The organism is Streptomyces chattanoogensis (genome assembly GCF_001294335.1).
Lineage (GTDB): Bacteria > Actinomycetota > Actinomycetes > Streptomycetales > Streptomycetaceae > Streptomyces > Streptomyces chattanoogensis.
The window spans coordinates 69,136-86,387 of sequence record NZ_LGKG01000001.1 but is presented as its reverse complement, the minus strand read 5'-3'; the positions used below and the strand labels follow the sequence as shown (position 1 = coordinate 86,387).

Below are 17,252 nucleotides of genomic sequence, written 5' to 3'. Positions count from 1 at the left end.
CGATCAGGCCCAGAAACGGAAAAAGACCCCCTGCTCATCGAGCAGGGGGTCCGTTTGGTCGGCTCGCCCCCCCTCAGCGGCGGTGGCGGGCGGTCAGTTCCTCCAGTACCGGGACGAGGTCGGCAGGGGAGGGCGTCTCCTCCCACTCCCTGTGCAGCGCGGCGGCACCGTCCTGGAAGGACTGGTCCTCGAGCAGCCGGGTGAGCCCCTTCTGCAGGGCGTCCGCAGTGAACCGGTTGCTGTCGATCACCAGTCCGGCGCCGCTGTCGGCGACGTGCTTGGCGATGGTGGTCTCGCCCCAGAACAGCATCGGCGTGATCAGCTGCGGCACCCGATGAGCCACCGAGGCCGCGAAAGTGCCGCCGCCACCGTGGTAGATGACCGCCGAGCAGGTCGGCAGCAGGTAGCTGAGCGGTATGTACTCCACCAGGCGAACATTGTCCGGCACCGCGGCGATGGAGCTCCGCTGCGCGGCGCCCACCGTGGCCACCAGCTCCACGTCCAGCTCGGCCACTGCCTCGACGACCTCGGCGAACGAGACACCGCTCTGCCGGAAGAGCTGGCGGCCGCGCCCGCCGACACCGAGGGTGAGGCAGACCCGCGGGCGCTCGGGCCGCTCGTTGACCCAACTGGGCACGGAGGCCGTCCCGTTGAAGGGAATCCGGCGCATCGAGAGGAACGGCAGGTCGACCGGCAGCTGCATCCCCTTCGGCATGGGGTCGATGGTCCACTGCCCGAGCAGCAACTCCTCCTCGTACTCAAGACCGTAGGGCGTCAGCATGCCTTCCATCAGGGCGTGTACCGGGTCCTCCAGCGGCTGCGCCCCCCGCGCCGCCAGGTGCTCCCGAGACCGCGCGCGCAGCCAGCCGATGTTGTCACGGCCCCACAGCATGCGGGCCTGGGCCGCGCCGCTGACCCGCGCGGCCACCGCGGCCGGAACGCAGAACTGGTCCCACACCACCAGGTCTGGCTTCCAACTGCGGGTGAAGTCAACCAAGTCGGGCAGGACCTGGCGGTACAGCGACAGGACCTTGCACATCCTCTCCCACTGCTCCTCCCAGCCGGACGTATCCGCGGTGTCCAGGAACAGGGCGTCGTCAAGGCTGTCGGTCAGGTCGGGATTCGTGTTGAACTCGACCACTGAGGCGAGCTTGTCGCGGGAGCCGAGAGGCACGGCCGCGAGGCCCGCGCTGGTGACGAGGTCCACGGCGTCGGGATGAATGGCCACCCGTACCTCGTGGCCGGCGTTCTGCAGGGCCCAGGCCAGCGGAACGATCGGGTGCACATGTGCGGTGGCGGGAAAGACGGCGAACAGAACACGCATGGGTGCTTCTCCGTTGGGGTGTCGTGCAGGGAAGGCCGCAGGCCGGCCGCCTCACCCGGCAACGGGGCGGACGAACCGGCGGTGGGGGCGGACGAACCGGCGGTGGGGGCGGACGAACCGGCGGTGGAGGGGCGGAGCGCAGTGGTTCGGGGCCGGACGGGCTCACGCGGCCGCGAGGAGCGCGGTGAGTGAGGCGTCCAGGTCCCGGCGCGGTTCCCAGCCCAACAGCCGCCGCGCCAGGGAGATGTCCAGCATCTGGCAGTCCACGTCACTGCGGGAGGTGTCCGTCCGGGCCCGCTCGACCAGCCGGACCGGCAGTTCGCTGAGTTGGATCAGCCGCTCTGCCACTCGGCGCGCGCTGACCGCCGCTCCGCTGCCGATGTTGATAACGCGCCCCGACACGTCGGCCCGTGGCGCGCGCGCCACGGCAAGTATGGCGTCGGCGACATCGCGTACGTCGACGAAGTCACGCTCCGCGCTCAGTGGGCCGAGGACCAGCTCGCTGCCGGCGGTGTCGCCGTCCCGGGCAAACCGCTTCAGGTGCGCCGCGATGTCGCCGAGGAGACTGCCGGCCGGCAAGCCCGGGCCGATGATGTTGGCTATCCGCAGCACGACGCCGTTCAGCTCGGATGTGCCAGCCGCATCCAGTACGCGGCGTGCCGCCTCCAGTTTCGAGCGGCCGTAGGCGTTGACCGGAGCTGGTGTCCGCTCCTCGGTGATACCGGCGTCCCTGCTGCCGGGGCCGTACTCGTGGACGCTGCCGAGCTGGATCAGCAGGGGCCGGTGCGGCAGCTTCCGCACCGCCGCCACCAGGGCGCTCACCAACTCCGTGTTGGCTCCCCACATCTGCCCGCCTGTCATCTTCCAATAGCCGCCGGCGGCATTGACGATCACATCCGCCCCGGTGTCGGCGAGCATCGCGCCGAGTTCCGCGGGTCCGTCCGCGAGCAGGTCGAAGGCGATGGAGCGCTCGCCCTCCGGATCGTCGCCGCCGGTGCCGCCGGGCAGGGTCCGGGAGACGCTGACGACCCGGGCGCCCGACGACCGGAAGGCTGCGCGCAGGTTCCGGCCCACGAAACCGCTGCCTCCCAGTACCCCCACGCAAGGCTGCTCATGTGTCATGTCGAGATCTCCACACGCAGGTGATCGCCCCCGATGACGCGGTGTTCCGGCGAGTGCCGGCCGCTGGGGCAGGCACCCGCCGGCTGTCCCGCTTCCCGAACGTGGCGACAGGGAGGGCATACGGGCAGGACGCTTCTTCTCCGGCCACCTGCGCGGTGGACGCGTCGGCCACGGCGACCGGATCGACTGGATCCTGGGGAAGCAGGGTGTCGCCGCGGCGGAGCACGGAGTGGTCTTCGCCAGGGAGGGTGCGCGTGGAGGACGGCGCGCGGTCAGGACCGCGCGGAGAGCCTCGGGAACACAGATGGTGCGCCGGCGCGCTGCCGTTGTCCGTGCCGCCCGGCGCCACCCTGCTGACGGTGCTCCGCGGGGCGCCCAGGCGCCGGGAGAAGTCCGGCACGAGCTGCTCCGGGACGCCCTTGACCACCACGCCCGCAGGGCTGACCTGGACGTCCGGGGCGGTGGCCCGCCCGGTTCCCCGGCTCGGCCCCGTGCCCCATGCTGCCTTTGAGAGCTTGCCCATGATGTCTCCCCTGTCGGTGGTGAACGGTGTGCCCGGCCGGCTCGCGGGCCCTGGCGGCGTCGCGGCCGGCGATCGCGGCGCTCTCCACTCCGGCCTGCGCCGCCATCGCGCGGGCAGCATGCGGCGCCGTCCGAGGGATCGGTGGGAGGGCGATCAGGCGGCCGTGGAGGGATCAGCCGTGGCGATGAAGGCGTCGAGCACCCGCCGGTAGTAGCCGGGGCCGAAGCCCATGGCCGCCGTCTCCGGGACGAGGGCGCGCAACTTCTCGGTGGAGATGACGTGATGGGCGCCCGCCTCCTCGTACCGGCGGCGGACCGACAGACCCAGTCGGGTCTCGAGGTGGTCGACGATCCGCTCCACCGGTACGGCCGTACCGGAGGCCACGTTGACGGTCTCGCCGCAGAGCCCCTGGGCGAGCAGCCGGTCGATGACGGTGACCACGTCGCGGACGTCGATCAGGTCACGGGCGGCGGCGCGCTGGATGCGCACCGAGCCCTTGCGCATCTGCTGGATAAGGGCGGGGATCAGCTGGTGCGGGGGCTGTCCGGTGCCGACGAGGTGCCCCAGACGCAGGATCAGATGGTCGGCACCGGAATCCTGCAACTGGCGTTCCAGCGCGAGCTTGTGTGCACCGTACGGGGTGCAGGGGGTGATCGGGCTGTCCTCCCGGCCGGGCCCGTCCACCGCGCCGTACATGCCGGTGGCCGCGGTGGAGAAGAAGAGCAGCCGGCGCCCGGTGGCACGGCACCGGTCTGCGGCCTGTGTCAGCAGTGCGGCCTCCCGCGCGAAGTCGGCGTCCGAAGTGCCGCTGGCCCAGGAGACGCCCGCCGCCATGGCGACCGTGCCCGGGTGGCGGTGCGCGAGAGGGCTCAGGTTCCGGGCGAGGAATCCGTTGCCCAAGATCTCCATGGTCATCCGCGGGCCTCCACGAATTCCTTCATCGACGATGATGATGTAATCGAACATTCGATCGACCAGGGCCTGGGTGCACGCTGCCCCAGGAGCCGCACTCGGTGACGGTGCCGCTGTCGGCGAGGGTGCCCACGCCCGGTGCGGCCCGGCGCCGCCGGCCGGAGCCACGGGAGGAGGGGCCTCACGTCTGCGAACCGCCTCCCCGCGTGGCGCCTTTCCACCAGGCGGGGTTGTCCCTGTACCAGGCCACGGTGTCGGCGAGCCCCTGGTCGAAGGTGATCCGCGGGGCGTAGCCGAGCTCCTCGCGGATCTTCGTCTCGTCGAGGGAGTAGCGCAGGTCGTGCCCCTTGCGGTCGGCGACCCGGCGGACCCTGGACCAGTCCGAGCCGGTCAGTGCGAGCAGGCGTTCGGTGATGGCCCGGTTGGTCTGCTCGTTGCCGCCGCCGATGTTGTAGATCTCACCGGCCCGGCCCTTGTTCAGCACGAGGTCGATCGCACGGCAGTGGTCGTCCACATGGAGCCACTCGCGGATGTTGCCGCCGTCGCCGTAGAGCGGCACCTGCTGTCCTTCGAGCAGATTGGTGACGAACAGCGGGATGAGCTTCTCGGGGTGCTGGTACGGACCGTAGTTGTTGGAACAGCGGGTGATCGAGACGTTCAGCCCGTGGGTGCGCCAGTACGACCTCGCCAGCAGGTCCGATGCTGCCTTGGAGGCGGAGTACGGGGAGTTGGGCTCGAGTGGCCAGTCCTCCGTCCAGGACCCCTCGTCTATGGACCCGTAGACCTCGTCGGTGGAGACGTGGACGACGCGCCGCACACCGCTGGCGAGGACCGCGTCGAGCAGCCGCTGAGTGCCGGTCACATTGGTGTGGACGAACTCCTCGGCCGCTTCCAGGGAGCGGTCCACGTGCGACTCCGCGGCGAAGTGGACCACCGCGTCGTGCCCGGGCAGCAGTCGGCGCAGCAGATCGCTGTCGCAGATGTCGCCGCGGACGAAGGTCAGGCGCGGGTGCGTCTCGGGGAGGTTCGCGCGGTTCCCGGCGTAGGTGAGCTTGTCCAGGACGGTGACATGCGCACCCTCCCACTCCGGGTAGCCTCCGCCGAGAAGCGTGCGCACATAGTGCGAGCCGATGAAACCGGCGCCGCCGGTGACCAGGATCTTCCTCATGCCGCTCTCTCGATTCGCATATGGTCACCGGCGACGGGCCGGTGGTGGGGGTGCTGGAGCCTGCGCGGCGGCGGATCAGTTCTCCCCCCACTCCAGATAGATGATCGGGGATTCACGGTGGGGCAGCTGGCGCAGTTTCGCGTTGCCGAGCTCCATGAATTCGGCCAGCGCCTTGGTCTCGCCGGGCCATTTCGGGTGGGCAAGTTCATCGAATGCCAGAATGCTTCCCTTGACCATGTGCGGCCGGATGGCGTGAAGGATCTCCAGCGTGGGCTCATACAGATCAACATCGATGTAAGCCAGGGCGATGACAGTCTCCGGATTCTCTTCCAGATACTGGGGAAGCGTACTGCGGACATCCCCCTGCACCACGAAGCTGCGCTGGGTGTGGCCATAGGGTTCGCCCAGTTCGTGCGCGGCGAGCACTGCACGAAGGTGATCCACTTCGCCCTCGGGAACAGCGAACCGGCCGGCGACCGCGCTGGGCGTCGCACGGTCGATGTCAGCGATATCGGGAAATCCCGTAAAGGTGTCGAAGCCGACCACGCGACGGAGCGAGTTATAGGGCTCGTAGATGCTGCGAAGGGCAGTGAAGGAAGCGAGATGGCGCCCGTGGAGAACGCCGAACTCCATGATCACCCCTGGCACATCGGTGACCATCCGGTACAGCGCGTCCATGGCCAGCAGGTCGGCGAGTTGATGGCGACGCAGGTACACCGGAAGGTTGTCGATCAGGTACTCGGGCGGGATCGGCGTCTCGGCCAGGAGCTTGGTGAGGCGCAGGCGTGATTCCCGTTCCTGCTCCGACTCGTGCGGCACGACCTTGGGGTCTTTGTAGTCACTGTTCATCATGCTCTTCCTTTCTCGTTCTCTCTCGTTCTTCGCTCGGTTTCCGATGGCCGAAGAGCCGCGAAACTGGGCGGGCTTGCGGGCCACGACGTGGTGGCTCGCCGCGGCTCGCGCGCGGCGTGGTCGATGCTCAGGCCGAGGTGGGAGCCGTCGCCGAGGAGGCTGCGGAGGGTGATGCCTTTCACGAGCGGGGTCCGGTCAGCGCTCCGCCCTTGACGCGGTGCCCAGTTGGGCCTCCAGTTCCAGGCAGAGCTCGTAGTCGGGGAGCAGCCCGCGCTCCGCGGCCTGGGCGAGGGTGGGAGCGGCGGCGTCCCGCTCGGAGAGGATCGGGTCGATGTCTTCGGGGATCGGCAGGCCGAGCGCCGGATCAAGCGGCGAGAGGGCCAGCTCCTGCTCCGCGACGTACGGGGCCGAGGTCAGGTACGACATGACGGTGTGGTCGGTGAGCGCCACGAAGGCGTGACCGACGCCGATCGGCAGGTACACGGCACGGAAGCCGGACTGGTCCAGGAGGACGGCTTCCCACTTGCCGAACGTGGGCGAGCCGCGCCGGATGTCCACGGTGAAGTCCAGGCTCCGCCCGCTCGCGCAGTAGACGTACTTGGCGGCGCCCGGAGGTGCGACGGTGTAGTGAATGCCCCGGACGACGCCTCGTCGGGACAGGCTGTGGTTGCCCTGGGCGACCGCGAACAGCGGTCCCCCTCTGGCGGTTTCGAAGACCGACTGCTGAAAAGGAGCGACGAACACACCGCGTTCGTCGGAGAACGTCCGCGAGGTGAATTCCAGCGCGCCCTGCACAGCGAGCTTTCGCGCTTCCATGTATCTCTCCGAACAGGAGTTAAATGGGCAAGGAACATCTTCCGTGCATCACACGGCGGAGCCGGGGCATCGGTGGAGAAAGAAGCGATCAGGCGGGCCACGCGGGCCTGGCGCGGGATCGCGGACAACCGAAGCGCACGCGAGGTGAATACCCCTCTGCGGGCGCCTGGGATTCATCGGAGATGAAGCAATGCGAACACTGATAAGGGAATTTATCTTCGGCCCTGTTCAACGTCAACACCGCCACTTCAGAGCTTTTACAAGAAATGTCGGAGGAACGTTCAGCGGTGCGCCAGAGCCGCCAGCGCGCCCACCATCTGGTTCGGCGACGGCATGGCCGTGATCTCGTCGCGGAGCGCCTGGGCGCGGGTGACATAGGAGACGTCCGAGACGGCCTCGCGGCATGCCGCACCGACGGCGTCGGGCGCGTCCTCTCCGGTCTTCAGCGTCACGGCCGCGCCGTAGCCGGCCAGGCGCTCGGCCGCGTCGGCGAGCATCTCCGCGCCTGGGACGATGACTTGGGGCGTCCCGAAGTACATGCCCGTCAGGCTGGTCACGCCGCCCCCGTGGTGCACGAGCAGATCACACGTCGGGGCCACAACGTCCAGGGGGAACCACCCCGCGCGCACATCGCCGCAGGCCTCGCGCAGGTCGGCGGCAAGGCCGTCGGGAGCGGCGATCAGGACTTCGGCGTCGAGCGGGGCCAGCTCGGCCACCGTACGCGTCAGGAACTCGAAGAGCTTGTGGTGGCCGTCGCGGGTCACCTGGCTGCCGGCGGTGAGGCAGATCCGGCGGCGGTCCCCACGGGTGTACATCCACGGTTCGAGCTGCCGTTGCCGATTCGCGGGGACATACCGCATCGGCGATGCCGGGCGGGCGGCGGCAGGCCGCAGACTGGGCGGGCACACGTCGATGAACAGGTCGGGCTCGGGGAGGTGCGCCAGTCCCAGCTCGCTCAGCTCGGGTTGGAGTTCCTCGTCGGCGCCGGGGTGCACATGCGTCGCGTCGATCGCGTCCCACGCCAGCCGCACCCACGGGACCCCGAGATGCCGCGCCAGCAGCGGTGCCGCGTATGTCATGGTCCCGCCGACGACGACATCGGGGCGCCACGCCGCCGTGAACTCCTTGAGGACGCCCAGGCTCGCGGCGGCCATACGGCCGAACCAGCGGCCGGTGAACACGCCCTGCTCGGTCACCCCGGCGTCGAGTGGCGGAGGCACCGGCCGCCCCTGCCGGTCCTGGGAGATGAAGTGCCGGATCGGCAGGTCGGTCGTCGAGACCGCCGGGATCGCCGCCGCCTCGGTGGCGGACATCAGGTCGCTGTTGGCCGCCATGAAGATCTCGTGGCCCGCGCCGCGCAGGGCCGTGGCGAGCGGGGCCAGCGAGAACACGGTCGCCTGGCCGCCGCCGGTGACGAAGAGAACCCTCATCGACATGTCTCCCTAACGTGTGCGGGTTGCCAGGTCCTCGAGTACGCCGACCACTTCGCTGGGGGACGGCATGGCGGCGATCTCCCGGCCGAGAGCCTGGGACCTGTCCTTGTAAGCCGAGTCCTCAATGAGTGTCTGGAGGGCCTTCGCGACGCTGTCGGGGGTGACCTCGTCGGGCAGCAGGTTGATCGCGGCACCGTAGTCGGCGACGAGTTGCGCGGCGCGGCGGACCTTCTTCTCCTGGGGCAGGAGCAGTTGCGGCACTCCCGAGATCATTGCGGTCTGTCCGGTGAGGCCGCCGGCGTGGTGCACGATGAGGTCGCAGGTCGGCATCAGCACGTCCAGCGGAATCCAGCCCGCCCGGATGCCGTCGCACTGGTTGCGCAGTTCGGCGGCGACCTCCTCCGGCGCGGGGATGACGATCTCGGCGTCCAGGACGGCGAGGCTGTCCACCATGCTCCGGATGAGCTCGAAGTTGTTGTCCCGGGCGGCCATGCTTCCGCCCGTCACACACACCCTGCGCCGCTCGCCGCGGGTGTACATCCACGGTTCGACGGGATTCTGGGAGTTGATGGGGACCCACCGGAGCTGTTGGGCGGGGGCGGCGCCGGCCCACCGGACTCCGGGCGGGCAGTTGTCGATCAGCAGATCGGGCTGCGGGACGCCGTCCAGGCCCAACTGCCGTAGTTCCGGCTCGAGTTCCCCCTCGCTGCCCACGTGGATGCCCACGGTGTCCAGCGCGGCCCAGGTGTGCCGCACCCACGGCACCGACAGTTCGTGGGCCAGGAGCGCCGCCGCGTAGGCGTGCGGGCCTCCGATCACGACGTCCGGGCGCCAGCCGGCCGCCACCTCCCGCAGCTGTACCAGGCTTTCCGCCGCCACACGCCCGAACCAGCGGCCCGTGTACTGGATGAACTCGGGGTGGTCCACGTCGTCCGGGACGATCTCCCGCTCGCCGGAGCGCCGCGTGGCCTTGATGTCGGCTATCGGGGTGGTGGTGGCGGCGATGGCGGGCAGGCCGAGCCCGGCCACCACCGATGTCCGCTCCTTCAGTGTCGACATGAAAACCTGGTGCCCCTCATCACGTGCCGCGGTCGCGAGCGGGGCGAGAGCGAACGCGTTGGACGGGGTGGGGCCCGCGACGAACAGCATCTTCATGGGCGAACCGTTCTCTTCTCGTCTTGTCGGGGGGCTGCTTCCCGAACGGGAAGTGGGTCAGGTGAGCAGGTGCGCACTGACGCTCAATTCAGCTGTGGGCGCGGGAAAGAGCGAGCTGCTCCAGATCGGAGGCGATCTGCGCGGGGGACGGCATGCCCGCCATTTCCGTACGCAGGGATCCGGCCGCCTCGGCGTACCGGGGGTCTGTGAGCAGCTGTGTCAGCGCCTCGCGGAGAAGCCCCGCATCGTCTTGGGCGGTCACGGTGTCGAAGCTGATTCCCGCGCCGGTGGCCGCCAAGCGGTCGCCGTGCGCGAAACAATCGGCCATCTGCGGAAGTACGAGCTGCGGCAGCCCGAAGAGGGTGGCGGTCATGGTGGTGGCCGCACCGCCGTGGGTGATGATGGCATCGCAGGAGCCGAGGAGCAGATGGAGCGGGACAGGGTCGACCATCCGCACGTTGGCCGGCACCGGACCGATGCGCTCCCGGTACTCCGCGCCGACGGTGGCGATCAGTTCGACGTCCTGCATCTCCGCGAACGAGCGCAGCAGCGCCCGCACGAAGGGCACCCCGTTGTAGACCAGGGTTCTTCTGCCGAGAGAGACGGCGACCCGCTTGGAGCGCGAGTCTCGCCGGTCCCACTCCGCACGCAGCCAAGAAGGCAGCATCTCGCTGCCGTTGAACGGCACATAGCGCACCGGGGTCTCGGGCTTCAGTTCCGGGAGCTGCAGTGCGCCGGGGCAGGAATCAAGGACCACCGTGGGCTCGGGGAGAGTTTCAAGGCCCAGCGACTGGCAGGTCCCGCGCAGTTCTTCCCTGGCTGTGGGGAGCCGGGGCGTGCCGATCGGATCGACACCCCAACGATGGTGAACGACCGGGACCCTCAGCAAGGCTCCCAGAATGAGTGCGCTGTACTCCAGCGGATCGGAAATGATCAGTTCCGGACGGAAGGAGCGGGCAAAACCCAGGTAGTCCTCCACCATGGATTTCGCATGCTCGATCCACACACCTCCGAAGCCGCCCTTCGTACCGCGCGGCCGGGATTCCAGTGGGCGTTTCCCTGGTGCCAGGTCACTGAGCACCATCTGTTCGGTGTCGAACAGCCCGCCCAGGCTCACGAAGTTCAGCCCTGCCGTACGGGCCGGTTCCGCGCTGTCGGGTCTCCCCAGGACGAGCACCTCGTGGCCCGCGGTACGCAGAGCCCAGGCGACCGGCACCAAAGTCGCCAGGTGGCTCGGGTCAGGAGTCGTCATCACCAGGACGCGCATTCAGGTCTCCTACTCACTGAGCGAGGGCGGACAGCGAAGACACCAGCGCCGCCGGAGTGGGCTGGGACTCCATCTCGTCCCGCAGTTTCCGTGCGGCGATCGCATGGGCGGGATCCGTGAGGAGTGACGTGACGGCCGCACGAATCGCCCCCTCGTCCGCCTGAACATTGGACAGAGACCGGGCCGCACCGGCTCCGGCGATGCGGCCGGCGATCACTTCCTGATCCAGGCCTGTGTGGATGGCCAGCTGCGGCACTCCAGCGGTCAGAGCGGTCATGGCGCAGCCGGCGCCCCCGTGGTGGATGACCACATCGCAGCTGGGCAGCAGCAAATGCAACGGCGTGCGCTCCATCAGCCGCACACCGGGTGGAAGCGCTCCCACGCGCTCCATCCGCTCGCGGTCGGCACCCGCGAGCAGAACGAGGACCTCTGCGCCCAGCCCTGCGAGAGCGCTCACCACACGAGGCACCGCGAACGAAGCCGGCCCGTAAATGCCGCTGACGGAGGTCCCCCACACCACGCACACCCGCGGTCCGGCAGAGCCGCTCTCGCCGTGCGGCAGCCGCGCTCCAGGACCGTTGTACGGCACATGACGGATGGACAGCCGCTCGGCCTTCAGGGGTGGTCGCGCGCTTGTGGGAGAGGGGTCGATCACGTGCTCATAGACGTGCGGCCCCATCTGCCCCACGCCGTGCCGGGGGAACGCCCCACTGGGGTCCATGGGCACGAAGCTCGCCCCCGGCGGTGCTCCCGGCACGTCGTCCTCCGGACCGACGGGCCCCCACAGCTGCAACACGGCGGGAATGTCCAGGACTTTCCCGACGAGCGGCCCTTCGAAGCTCATGATGTCGTGGACCACGAGATCGGGACGCCACCAGCGCGCGAAATCCACCGCGGCGTCACTGCTCCGAGTCGTGACACCGATGGCCCAGTCATGGTTCTCCTGGGACCACGCACTCATATCGAATTCATCGAGCGAGTCAAGCGGTTTCCCGGTGAGCGGGTGCAGCGGGAGTTCCGAAAAGGGCCATGAGCCGAATTCGGCCATGCGGAAATTGTGCAGCCGGCCCCGCACCGTCATGTCCATAGCCTCGAGAATCGGAACCGGCATGAGCCCTGCGCCGCTTACCGGTTGCGTCTGGCATGGCGTACACATGACGTTCACTTCGTGCCCAGCCGCCTGCAACGCCCACCCCAGGGGCACCATAGAGGCCCAGTGCCCAGGCCAGTTGGACACGGCAAACAGAACCCGCACTCGAACTCCTTTCCCATGAGTGAATCGACCAGCCTTTCCGACGCTCACCCGCCGCACGGCCCGGGGTGCGTGGGACGAGATCCCGGCTAGCCACCACCAGCCCGCCCACCGCGACTTCCGTCATGAGAGACAGGGGGGCGGCGACCAGTACGCCGCGTCGATATCCACATCCGCCGCATGCGATATCCGCTGTACGGCGGTCCCGTACAGGGCGCTGTTGCCGCTCCTCGGCCGGCGGACGGGAGCGCGCTGCCTGCACGTTCAGCACCGCGACGGCAAAGACGAATCCCACCCCCGCCACGACCTGAAGCCGGAATGGCAGTACCGAAAATCTGTGATGACCGACCGAGACACTGCAGCGGAAGGTAATGACGAGTTTCTTCGCTCCGGCACACAGAAAGCAACCACGTCAGTGCGTGAATTTCATAAAGATAACCAGGAACAAGTCAGCAATCACAGAGGAATCCAAGAGGAATGCCAAGGAACCATAAATAGTGACACCGATCACAGCCCTGGGTGCAGCGGTCGAACTCGCGGTGGCGGGGCGGTCGCAAGGAAGCCTGCCGGCCGCCCAGGAACCCTCAACACGAGGATGCGGACCTCCAGTTCTGCGAGGCGGGAGAGACTGGAGCCGTCGTCGTAGCGGGCCGGCGGCCAAGACCGGTGGTTTGCAGGCGGCGGAGGCGCGGGCCAGGAAGACGGCGCGGCCGGCCGTCGCGGGAGGGGCGGATCAGCGGCTGGTGGCGCCCGCATCCCACATGTCCTGTAGTGACTGCCTGAGTCCGAAGCGCGGGGCGAAGCCCAGCAGGTCGCGGGCCAGTCGGATGTCGGCCTGGATCCAGTCGGCGCCCAGGCCGCGCACGCCGCCGTGCCCCGGGCGGTCCTCCTCCGTGACGCCGGAATCCGGCAGGCCGGCGGCGGAGAGGCAGTGGGCGACCAGTTCCCGCATCGGCACCGCGATCCCGCTGCCGATGTTGAACACCCGTCCGCTGACCGGCCGTTCGGCGGCCAGCACGCACGCTTCGGCGACGTCGCGCACATCGATCCAGTCGCGCCGTGCGTCGACGACGCGCACGGAGAGTTCGGCGCCCTGCCGCGCGGCGCGCAGCCTGGGGAGGAGCTTGCCCGGGAAACCCGCCGGGGTCGGGTAGGGGCCGCAGGTGTTGACGAGCCGGAGCGCGACGCCGTCGACGCGGCCCGCGCAGGCCGCGTCGAGGAGGGTCCTGGACGCGGCCAGCTTGGCGTCCGCGTAGGCGTTCGCGGGCCGCGGCTCGATCTCCTCGTGCAACGGGACCCCTGCCTGGCCGGGCCCGTATTCGTGGATGGTGCCGATGTGCACCAGCCGGGGCCTCCCCGGGTTGCCCTCCAGGGCCGCGACCAGCGTGCGGGCCAGCCCCTCGTTGGCGGCCAGCAGTTCGGCCGCGCGGCCCGCGCCGCCGTCCGCGGCGCTGGTCAGGTCGGTGGCACCCGCCATGTCGGTGGCGTTGACCACGACGCTCGCGCGTACGTCCGCGTCCCGGAACAGCGCGTCCAGCTCGGCGGCGGACGCCGTGAGCAGGTCCAGGGGACGGAACATGTGCTCCGCCACGTGCGGGGCGGGCCGGCGGGCCACGACGACGACGCGGTAGCCGTGCCGGGCGAAGGCGGTACAGACGTGCCGTCCGATGCAGCCGGTGCCTCCCAGCACGACCGCGGTCGGGGGCCGGGACGGTGCGGGGTCCTGCATGGGTCCTCCGGAGGTGGGTGGGCGAGGAGAAGAAGGGGTGCCGGGGCCGGTGCCGGTGCCGGTGCCCGGGCTCAGCCGGCCGGCGCGGTCCGGCGGGCCCGCGCCTCGTACACCCCGTCCCCCTCGACGAGGCTGACCAGGTAGGACCCGTATTCGGTGCTGGACTGCTCGGCACCGAGCCGGCGGCACTGCTCCGCGCTGATGTAGCCCATCCGGAAGGCGGTCTCCTCGACGCAGCCGATGCGTATGCCCTGGCGTTGTTCGAGGATCTGGACGTAGTGGCCGGCCTCCAGCAGGGAGTCGTGGGTGCCCATGTCGAGCCAGACGAACCCGCGGCCCAGCTCGGCCAGATGGGCCCGGCCTTGTGCCAGGTAGGCCTTGTTCAGATCGGTGATCTCCAGCTCGCCGCGGTCGGAGGGGACCAGTTCCTGGGCCATCCGGACCACGTCGTTGCTGTACATGTACAGGCCGGTGACCGCGATGTTGGAGACCGGTTCGGTGGGCTTCTCCGTCAGGGCCGTCAGCCTTCGGTCGGCGTCCAGTTCGGCGACGCCGTACCGCCAGGGGTCGTTGACCGGGTAGCCGAAGAGCGCGCAGCCGTCGAGGCGGGCGGCGGCGGTGCGCAGCAGCTCGGAGAAGCCGTGACCGTGGAAGACGTTGTCACCGAGGATCAGCGCCACATTGTCGTCGCCGATGTGGTCGGCGCCGATGACGAACGCCTCGGCGATGCCGTTGGGTTCCTTCTGCTCGGCGTACTCCAGCCGGATGCCGAGCCGGGAGCCGTCGCCGAGCAGGTCGCGGAACATGTCCAGGTGAGCCGGCGAGGAGATCACCAGGATGTCCCGGATGCCGGCGAGCATGAGGACGGACAGGGGGTAGTAGATCATCGGCTTGTTGTAGACCGGGAGGATCTGCTTCGAGACCACTCCGGTCAGCGGCCTGAGCCGGGTGCCGCTGCCACCAGCGAGGATGATGCCCTTCATATGCCTGTCTCCGTCGGTGTCTGTGCAGTGCCTGTGTCGGTGTCTGTGTCGGTGCCTGTGACTGTGACTGTGTCGGTTTCTGTGACTGTGGCTGTGGCTGTGGCTGTACCTGTGCCTGCGGCTGCCGATGCGGATGAGGTGACGTCAACTCCCTTTCCGCAGCCACCAGTTCGACCGCCGACTCTTCCCCGCACGTGGGCGAGCCACGGCGGGTCGGCGGATGGCGTCCGCGCGGTTCAGCGTCGTGCCAGGTGCTCGACGGTGCCCAGGACCTCGGCGGGTGACGGCATCCGGGCGATCTCCTGAGCCAGTGCCTGGGCCCGGTCGGCGTAGGACGGGGCGGAGAGCAGCTCGCGGATGCCCTTGCCGACGCTGTCGGTGCTCACCTCGTCCGGAAGCAGGGTGACCGCGGCGCCGTACTCGGCGACGAGCCGGGCGGCCGTGTGCACCCTCTTCTCCTGTGGCATCAGCAGCTGTGGGACGCCCGAGAGCGCGGCCGTCAGGCCGGTCAGGCCGGGCACGCCGCCGGCGTGGTGCACGATCAGGTCGCAGGTCGGCATCAGTACGTCCAGCGGGATCCAGCCCGCGCGGATGTCGCCGAACTCGGCGCGCAGCGCGTCAGCGGCCTTCCGCGGCGCCGGGATGACGACCTCGGCGTCCCACTCGGCCAGCTGCCGCACCGTGCCGCGGATCAGCTCGAAGTCGTCATCGAGGGCGGCCATGCGCCCGCCGGTGACGCACACCCGTCGGCGCTCGCCGCGGGTGTACATCCACGGCTCGGCCGGGCGCTGGGCATGGACGGGAACGTAGCGGATCTGCTGCGCGGGGGAAGCGTCCGCCGGGCGGATGCCGGGCGGACAGTTGTCGATCAGCAGGTCCGGTCCGGGAATCCGGTCGAGGCCCAGTTCGGCCAGCTCCGGCGCCAGTTCCCCCTCGCTGCCGACGTGGATGCCCACGGTGTCCAGCACGGTCCAGGTGTGCCGGATCCACGGTACGGACAGCTCGTGGGCGAGGAGCGCCCCCGCGTACGCGTGCGGGCCGGTGAGCACCACGTCCGGCCGCCAGGCCGCCGCCACCTCGCGCAGCCGGACGAGGGTTTCGGCGGCCAGCCGCCCGAACCAGCGCCCGGTGTACTGGATGAACTCGGGGTGGTCCACGTCATCGGGGACCACCTCACGCTCGCCGGAGCGGCGGGTGGCCCTGATGTCGGGGATCGGTGTGGTGGTCGTGGCGACGGTCGGCAGGCCGACGCCGGTGGCCACCGGGGTCAGTTCCTTCGGCGTGGACATCAGCACCTGGTGCCCGGCGGCGCGCGCGGCGGTGGCGAGGGGGGCGACGGCGTAGATGTCGGACGGGGCCGGGCCCGCGACGAACAGCAGCCTCATGGGTGTTCCGGTCTCCTCCGTCGCCCGGACGGGCGACGCGCGGACTTCGGGTGGTCAGGGCATGGCGCCGTGCCGGTGGGGACGGCGCGGGGGCCGCCCGGGGCGGCGCCCGCTCGCGAACGCTCGGGAGAGCCGGACGCTCAGGTGAGCAGGTGCAGCTTCTCCACGCCCGTCACATTGGCCCCCGGCATGAACTCCGGGTCCCGCGCCGGGTCGCGGCGCAGCGCCGGGAAGCGGTCGAAGAGGATGTTCAGGGCGAGCATGCCTTCAAGGCGGGCCAGCGGCGCACCCATGCAGAAGTGCGCGCCTCTGCCGAACGAGAGGTGCTGGATGTTCTCCCGGTCGAGGTCGAAGGTGTGCGGGTCACGGAACTGGCGCTCGTCGCGGGCCGCGGCGGCCGTCCACGTCATGACCACCGACCGCGGGGGGATCTCGGCGTCGCCGATCCGCGCCGCCGTAGTGGTCACCCGGTGCAGCGTGGACAGCGGGCTGAACAGCCGCAGCGACTCCTCGATCGCGGTGGGGATGCGGGCGCGGTCCCGGCGTACGGCCGCCATGGCCGAAGGGTGGGCGTCCAGGCACAGGATCGTGTTGCCCAGCAGCATCGTCGTGGTGATGTGCCCCGCCACCAGCAGGACCAGCGAGAAGTTGCCCACCTCGGCCGGGGACAGCCGCTCGCCGTCCACCTCGGCCTGGACGAGCCTGGTCAGCAGGTCGTCGCGCGGGGCGGCGCGGCGCTGCTCGACATGGCCGAGCAGGTAGTCGGAGAAGTTCCTGATCTGGGCGAGGGTCTCCTCGCGCTGCCGCTGCAGCTCCGGGGTGTCCTCGCCGGTGGAGAACGCCTGGTTGCTCTCCAGCAGCCTGCCGGCCCACTCCTTGAACAGCGGGCGGTCGCTGCTGGGAACCCCGAGCAGTTCGGCGATGACGATGACGGGCAACGGGTGCGCCAGCACCTCCACGAGGTCGAACGAGTCGCCCGGCTCGACCGCGTCGAGCAGTTCGTGGGTGATCTCCTTGATACGGGGTTCGAGGCCGGCGACCACGCCGCGGGTGAACACCCCGCTGACGATCTTGCGCATCTTGGTGTGCTCGGGCGCGTCCATCGTCGTGAGGTTGCCGGGGAAGATCTGCCGTTGGCCTTCCGGCGCCAGCACGCTGAGATCGGAGGAGAAGGTCTCCGGGTCGTTGAGCACCTGGAGCGCCTCCGCGTAGCCGTAGACGTTCCACAGCTGCTTGGCCTCGTCGTACGCGACGGGGGCCGGGGGGCGTTCACCGCGCATCCAGAACTGATCCGGGTGGAAGTTCCACTGCTGGGAGGACATGGGCACTTC

14 protein-coding genes are annotated in these 17,252 nt (G+C 69.6%); all 14 read right to left on the bottom strand.

All coding sequences use genetic code 11. The features are described 5' to 3' along the window. Nucleotides 1-73 precede the first annotated feature (73 nt). The 14 genes from ADL29_RS00365 to ADL29_RS00300 all read right to left on the bottom strand — a co-directional run bounded on the left by ADL29_RS00365 (nt 74) and on the right by ADL29_RS00300 (nt 17,243). A complete protein-coding gene (locus ADL29_RS00365; protein ID WP_053921809.1) occupies nt 74-1,324 on the bottom strand; it encodes an activator-dependent family glycosyltransferase in 1,251 nt (416 codons plus the stop codon). A gap of 162 nt (nt 1,325-1,486) precedes the next feature. Next, complete coding sequence (locus ADL29_RS00360) at nt 1,487-2,425, bottom strand: NAD-dependent epimerase/dehydratase family protein (protein ID WP_053921808.1); 939 nt, start codon at nt 2,423-2,425, stop codon at nt 1,487-1,489. Nucleotides 2,426-3,122: 697 nt separating this feature from the next. Further along, on the bottom strand, nt 3,123-3,884 hold the full coding sequence (locus ADL29_RS00355) for an NAD-dependent epimerase/dehydratase family protein (protein ID WP_063788364.1): 762 nt from the start codon (nt 3,882-3,884) through the stop codon (nt 3,123-3,125). Nucleotides 3,885-4,062: 178 nt separating this feature from the next. Further along, complete coding sequence (rfbB, locus tag ADL29_RS00350; RefSeq protein ID WP_053921807.1) at nt 4,063-5,049, bottom strand: dTDP-glucose 4,6-dehydratase; 987 nt, start codon at nt 5,047-5,049, stop codon at nt 4,063-4,065. A 75-nt stretch (nt 5,050-5,124) separates the two neighbouring features. After that, nucleotides 5,125-5,901: a class I SAM-dependent methyltransferase gene (locus tag ADL29_RS00345; RefSeq protein ID WP_053921806.1), complete on the bottom strand. Its 777-nt coding sequence runs from the start codon at nt 5,899-5,901 to the stop codon at nt 5,125-5,127. Between the two features lie 195 nt (nt 5,902-6,096). Then, nucleotides 6,097-6,717 (bottom strand): dTDP-4-dehydrorhamnose 3,5-epimerase family protein, encoded by a 621-nt coding sequence (locus tag ADL29_RS00340; protein ID WP_053921805.1) that lies wholly within the window; start codon nt 6,715-6,717, stop codon nt 6,097-6,099. Nucleotides 6,718-6,998: 281 nt separating this feature from the next. Continuing rightward, nucleotides 6,999-8,147 (bottom strand): nucleotide disphospho-sugar-binding domain-containing protein, encoded by a 1,149-nt coding sequence (locus ADL29_RS00335; RefSeq protein WP_053922199.1) that lies wholly within the window; start codon nt 8,145-8,147, stop codon nt 6,999-7,001. 12 nt (nt 8,148-8,159) lie between these two features. Next, nucleotides 8,160-9,305, bottom strand: a complete 1,146-nt coding sequence (locus ADL29_RS00330; RefSeq protein ID WP_053921804.1) for a nucleotide disphospho-sugar-binding domain-containing protein — start codon at nt 9,303-9,305, stop codon at nt 8,160-8,162. An 88-nt stretch (nt 9,306-9,393) separates the two neighbouring features. Further along, nucleotides 9,394-10,572 (bottom strand): nucleotide disphospho-sugar-binding domain-containing protein, encoded by a 1,179-nt coding sequence (locus ADL29_RS00325; RefSeq protein ID WP_053921803.1) that lies wholly within the window; start codon nt 10,570-10,572, stop codon nt 9,394-9,396. A gap of 13 nt (nt 10,573-10,585) precedes the next feature. Then, a complete protein-coding gene (locus ADL29_RS00320; protein WP_245689081.1) occupies nt 10,586-11,659 on the bottom strand; it encodes a glycosyltransferase in 1,074 nt (357 codons plus the stop codon). Between the two features lie 898 nt (nt 11,660-12,557). Continuing rightward, nucleotides 12,558-13,553 carry an NAD-dependent epimerase/dehydratase family protein gene (locus tag ADL29_RS00315; protein ID WP_053921802.1) on the bottom strand — a complete coding sequence of 332 codons (996 nt, stop codon included), beginning with the start codon at nt 13,551-13,553 and terminating at the stop codon, nt 12,558-12,560. Between the two features lie 71 nt (nt 13,554-13,624). Continuing rightward, nucleotides 13,625-14,536: a glucose-1-phosphate thymidylyltransferase RfbA gene (gene rfbA, locus ADL29_RS00310; protein WP_053921801.1), complete on the bottom strand. Its 912-nt coding sequence runs from the start codon at nt 14,534-14,536 to the stop codon at nt 13,625-13,627. 236 nt (nt 14,537-14,772) lie between these two features. Beyond that, complete coding sequence (locus ADL29_RS00305) at nt 14,773-15,921, bottom strand: nucleotide disphospho-sugar-binding domain-containing protein (RefSeq protein WP_053921800.1); 1,149 nt, start codon at nt 15,919-15,921, stop codon at nt 14,773-14,775. Nucleotides 15,922-16,061: 140 nt separating this feature from the next. Then, nucleotides 16,062-17,243: a cytochrome P450 gene (locus ADL29_RS00300; RefSeq protein WP_053921799.1), complete on the bottom strand. Its 1,182-nt coding sequence runs from the start codon at nt 17,241-17,243 to the stop codon at nt 16,062-16,064. Nucleotides 17,244-17,252 lie beyond the last annotated feature (9 nt).